This is a genomic window from Thermogutta sp., from assembly GCF_014359955.1.
In the GTDB taxonomy this organism is placed as follows: Bacteria; Planctomycetota; Planctomycetia; order Pirellulales; family Thermoguttaceae; genus Thermogutta.
On the sequence record NZ_JACIYL010000263.1, the window covers coordinates 1 to 5,258 of the forward strand.

The 5,258-nt window shown below is 57.9% G+C and carries 3 protein-coding genes and 1 pseudogene; 1 reads left to right on the plus strand and 3 read right to left on the minus strand.

Translation table 11 applies throughout. From position 1 onward, the window contains the following. On the minus strand, positions 1–1,910 hold a 1,910-nt coding region (locus tag H5U08_RS09535; protein WP_297032459.1), incomplete at its 3' end, for a hypothetical protein. Positions 1,911–2,601: 691 nt separating this feature from the next. On the opposite strand from H5U08_RS09535, the gene H5U08_RS09540 reads away from it, so the two are divergent. Beyond that, a complete protein-coding gene (locus H5U08_RS09540) occupies positions 2,602–4,161 on the plus strand; it encodes a sulfatase (protein WP_297032461.1) in 1,560 nt (519 codons plus the stop codon). A 47-nt stretch (positions 4,162–4,208) separates the two neighbouring features. Here the strand turns inward: H5U08_RS09540 and H5U08_RS09545 are convergent, their stop codons facing one another. Beyond that, the gene (locus H5U08_RS09545) at positions 4,209–4,970 is read right to left on the minus strand and encodes a hypothetical protein (protein WP_297032463.1); all 762 of its coding nucleotides are present in this window, start codon (positions 4,968–4,970) and stop codon (positions 4,209–4,211) included. Between the two features lie 4 nt (positions 4,971–4,974). Then, positions 4,975–5,258, minus strand: a pseudogene (locus tag H5U08_RS09550) (hypothetical protein); the annotation flags it as partial.

Sequence of the window (5,258 nt, forward strand, 5' to 3'; positions counted from 1 at the left end):
TTTTTGATCTCTGTCGAAGTGCTTTTCGAGCCGAGAATGCCGACCAACCCTACAAGGTCCAGCTCGTGCAGTCGACCGTGCGAGAGATTGTGCTGCTCGCAATACGTGAGCATCTCCTCAAGTTCAGGATGGATGGTGAGCCATTCCTGCTGTCTGGTGCGGACAAAAACCGCCGCGTGGACTTCATAAACGAAATAGACGAGCTCGGGATCCAGGCGATCTCGGCGTTGCAGAACTTCAGGGCGGAACCGGTCCAAAAGCGGGCCCTGCTGGTACAGAAATAGAAGCTTGCACACTGCCGACAGTTGCTCGTCAGAAAGGTGCGCGGGGTCGATGAAATGAATGAGCAGCGGGTCCGCCGTCTTGTCGATGAACCTCGCCAGTTCCTCCTGGTCAAAGTCCAGATGGAGCTTTTGCCACACCTCGTGGAGGACTCGGGCTATGTGTGGGTCAGGAATCTCTTGCAGAATATGGGCCAGCAGTATTCGCGCCCATTGTTTCTTCTGTGGGTCGCGCGCCGCTTCTTCCAGAGTCAGTGGTTCAAGAACCGGCCATCGCCATTTGGGGATGCTCTCCACAAGTCGGGATTCCACGTCCGTCCACTTCCCGTCGGCAAAGCGTGAACTGACAAAAGAGACGTCGCGGAGCATCTTGAGAGTTCGCGGCTCGGTGGTGAAGACGGACTCTTCAAGAACTCTGAGCTCCTCGCCGCCGCACCACTGCCGAGCGCGTGTTTCAACCCACGACCGATCCGATTCCGGAACACCAGTCAGGACGATTTGGGCTGGTTGATCGGTTTGCCTTCCCAAATAAGAAACGAAAGAAATGAGCGGGGGTTGGGCTGCGTCCAGATCTCTGAGAAGCTGTTCAAAACCATCGGAGCGGGGATACCGCAACAACAGGAATTGCGCCTCCACGGGCCCCATGTCATTGTTGAAGGGGAGTTGATCGGGGGGAACGTGGTCCAGATGCGGATCAGAGAAAAGGGCTTCTTTCGTCCGCTCGGGATCCGAAACTTCATACCGGAGCAAATAGAGATTCTCTGTATCGCCGAAGCCGTTCTTTTTGAGTATGGTCGCACGTAACAGAGCCACCATCCCCAGGGGCCCTGTTTGATCCAGTTGCGCGCACCGTAAATAGGCTTCGGCTGCCCCCGGGTAATTGATCTGCCAGAGCCGGAGGTTTCCCAGACAGAACCAGGCTTGCGGTTCTTCAGGATTGGTTTCCAGGTAACGCTGGACCTCCTGTTCTGCGAGGGCGAAGCGGAACCGCACCACGTGTTGGTAAACGCGAGAATTGAGGTCCCGAAGCTCGTCCTTGAACAGGCCCGTTGTGGGCATTTGACGTAGTTCCAGGGGCACATCCTTGCGGTGGTACAACTGCTGCAGGAGTTCATCTGTGTCGGTGTGGTTCTGTGGATCGTAACGATGAGAAGCGATCCAGAGATACGCAATGGCCGCGGGGATGTGTCCCTGCTCGGCAAGCCACTCCGCCACGGTGGTCATGGCCGCCACGACTCGGTAATAAAAATATCCCTGGGCCTCGCACTGCTCCGCACAGCGTGCAAGGTTTTCGGTGGCCTCTTGAAAACGGTTCTCCAGGATTTGGGCGATGGCCAGTTCCGCCAGGGCAATGGGGCTGTCGGGGAACAGACGGACGAACTCCGCTGCCGATTTTGCGTGGTCCTCAACACAGCCTGCTGCCCGATCCAGGAGGCACTTGTACGCCCACAGGCACGCCCGATTGGGATCGCGTTCCAGCCAGGTCGTCACCTGCTGGCGTGCCGCCCGGCTCTGATCCGCCGTGATCAATTTCTCCAGGCGTTCCAATTGCGGCAAACAGTTACCCGCGCAGAACTTGACTTTCTTTCCCGTCCCGCCGGGACACATTGCGAATTTATCAATCGCCATGGAAATTCTCCAACTCCTTTGACTTCACGTTCGTAGCTGCCGCCGGTTACCGGCTGCCGGCCCCAATGGCGACACCGATCTGTCCAGGTGTGCCCCGGGCACTCTTTTTGAGCGAGCATCGCCGTGTCCGACCGTGGCTCGGGCGAGTCTTCCCCGGTGCTGTTCGACGTACCCGAATGGCCGAGCCGAGCAGGCAGCAATTTTTCAAAAAAGTTATGGCTTCTTCGCAAAAGCTTAATGGTACCACACTTGACGAGGCGGCGGGAGCGGGAAAGCGGTTGACCCCTCCCCAGTGTTTGTGCAAAGATTCGCGAGTCGATCTCCGGGCGTGGGAATGGCCGTGTTGGGATGACGGGCATCAATCGCAAGCATGTTCTGCCGTTCAGCCAGCGGGTAGTCCACCGCCAGCACACCAATCGCAAGAACCGGTCAGCGTGCGGCAGGGGCACTTGATGAATCGCCCCTGCAAAACGTGTTGCACGGATAAACTTCACTTCCCGTGGGGCGAATCGTGACTGGCCCCTACCAGCCGGAATCGGCCAGGGGCGGTGCGACGGGTTGCAAAAATAATAGGCCGTAATTGTTGACAAATGGAGCAGACGTGGTCACACTAATCGCAAAATGGATTTCGTCGCGACCGCGGATGATCGGGTGATATCTCGCTTCAGTGACACCTTCTGGGGAGGTCGTTATGCGCGCGCCTCGCATTCTCTGTACTATTGGGATCGTTATTGCGACGCTGGGATGGCTCTCAAGGTCACTCCTCGCAGAAGAATCCGCCCAAAAGGCAAAAACGCAGCGTCCCAACATTCTCTTCATCATGGCGGATGACCATGCCTACCAGGCGCTGAGTTGCTATGGCTATGGCATCAATCAGACGCCGAATCTGGATCGGCTTGCGAAAGAGGGAATGCTGTTTCGGAACTGTTTTGTGACGAACTCCATCTGTGGACCTTCCCGAGCGGTGATTCTCACCGGCAAGTATACTCATCTCAACGGATTTGCCAGAAATGGTGACATCTTCGACGGGACGCAACAGACGGTGGCCAAACTGCTCCAGAAGGCCGGCTACCAGACGGCGATCATCGGCAAATGGCACCTGGGCAGCGATCCCACCGGTTTTGATCACTGGGAGATCCTGTTTGGACAGGGGCCATACTACAATCCGCCGATGAAGACACCGCAGGGGCGGGTGCTCCACGAGGGCTACACCACGGATGTCATCACTGACCTGGTTCTGGACTTCCTGAAGAACAAACGGGATCCTAACCGGCCCTTCTTCCTCATGTATCATCACAAGGCTCCGCACCGGAACTGGTGCCCCGGCCCGCAGGAACTGGATCTTTACAAAGACGTGACGATCCCCGAGCCGCCGACGCTCTTTGATGATTACGCCACGCGAGGCCGGGCGGCCCACGAACAGGAAATGACCATCGCGCGGCATCTGACCCCGCACGACCTGAAGCTAGTGCCGCAAATGGAAAAATTCACGCCGGAACAGGCGGAACGCTTCTACAAAGCTTATGAAGCGGAAAACGAGGCCTTCAAGCAAGCGAATCTGCAAGGTGAAGACCTCGTCCGTTGGAAATATCAGCGGTATTTGAAAGACTACCTCCGTTGTGTGGCGGGGGTGGACCGCAACGTGGGCCGGGTGCTGGATTACCTGGATCAATCAGGCCTTGCGGAGAATACAATCGTCATTTACACCTCCGACCAGGGTTTTTACCTCGGAGAGCACGGCTGGTTTGACAAGCGCTTCATGTATGAAGAATCGCTGCGGACGCCGCTTCTGGTCCGCTGGCCGGGACACACCCCGCCGGGCAGTGTCTGCGAAAAGATGGTCCTCAACTTGGACTTCCCCGAGACATTCCTCGATGTGGCGGGGGTTCCTATTCCGGAAGATATGCAGGGGCGCAGCCTGAAGCCACTTCTCGAAGGCAAGGACCCGCCAGACTGGCGAACGTCGATCTATTACCGTTACTATGAGTATCCCGGTCCACACATGGTGCATAAACACTATGGTGTGCGGACAGAGCGGTACAAGCTCATCTACTTCTACGAGATCGACGAATGGGAACTGTACGATCTCCAGAAGGATCCGCACGAACTCCACAATGTGTATGGCGATCCGCAGTACGCCGATGTGGTGCGGGAACTCAAGGCCGAACTGGCCCGGTTGAGAAAGCTCTACAAGGATGACGACACCATCCGGGGCGTGCCGGACCGGCCAGCGCCAGCGAAACGAGGGTAGCCCCGCAAGAGGGACCACCTTCCGGGACGAACTCCTTTACGGTCCCGTCAGAGAATCGGGAAAATCGCCAAAACAACCCACGGCATGACGAGGAGAACGCTCGCCGCGGCACGGAGGGCCCAGCGGTAACGCCCCCGCAAGGTGAGGTCCAGCCGCAAATAGCCCCATACCACGGTGAGCGTCCACACGGCGATTCCGAAAAAGGTCCCGAAGCGAGCCAGATTCATGGTGCCCTGGGTGAATCGCCAGATCTGCCTGAGGTACTGGTTCGCATTGTGGTCGAACGCCAACAAAACATACAGCGTGTGCATTTCGCGCTGTTGAGTGGAAGTGAGCTGGAAAAGCCGGGACTCCATGTAGCGTTCACGAAGGAGATTCGTCTCCACAAACGCCCAGGGTACTTTGACCCGGCCCCGTGCCTCTGGTCCGAGGACGAGTTCCACATAATCATCGATGGCGGCCTCCACTGCTGCCGGGAGGCGCGCCTCGCATTCAAGCGGGGACGCATACGGTCCAATCGCTACGGGCAAATGATACTCGCCACCCACCCGCTCGGCTCCCTGATCGACCCAGGCTGGACGGGAACGTGAGGCGGGCGGCGGTGCGGCATCGGTTATCCCGGATGTGTCCCGGATAGCCGGAGAAGGCTTTTTAGCAACGGTAGTAGAAGCGGCAATGGTCGATCCAGCAAGGTCCCGGTCGTTATCTGCTATTGTGTAACGGCTCGGATTCCCCGCCACCAGGACGGTCAGTCCTGCGGTCGGCCCTGCCAAAAGAATCACGCAGATGAAGAACGAGTAAGCCATCACAGGATTATCTCCCGATTCGATGGGGTGATGGCGCACCGGCGAAACGACTTCTCACGAACCACGGGGCGGCCAGTTGCAGTGTGATTCCCATGCCCATGGCTGGAATCACCAACCACTGCGCCGGGAATACCCACAGGGCGCCGGCCAGAAATGCTGCCACCCCAGGCCCGAAAACCCCCCAGAACCCAAAACGCCTCGGGCGCAGCGGGTCAGCGAGTCGCCACCAGCGGACAAGCAGAAAAAGAGTGCCGAAACCGGCCACCATCGCCGGCAGCATGGGTTGACCAT

Coding starts and splice junctions, on each gene's coding strand:
- H5U08_RS09540 (WP_297032461.1), top strand. CDS start 2,602: ATGCGCGCGCCTCGCATTCTCTGTACTATTGGGATCGTTATTGCGACG.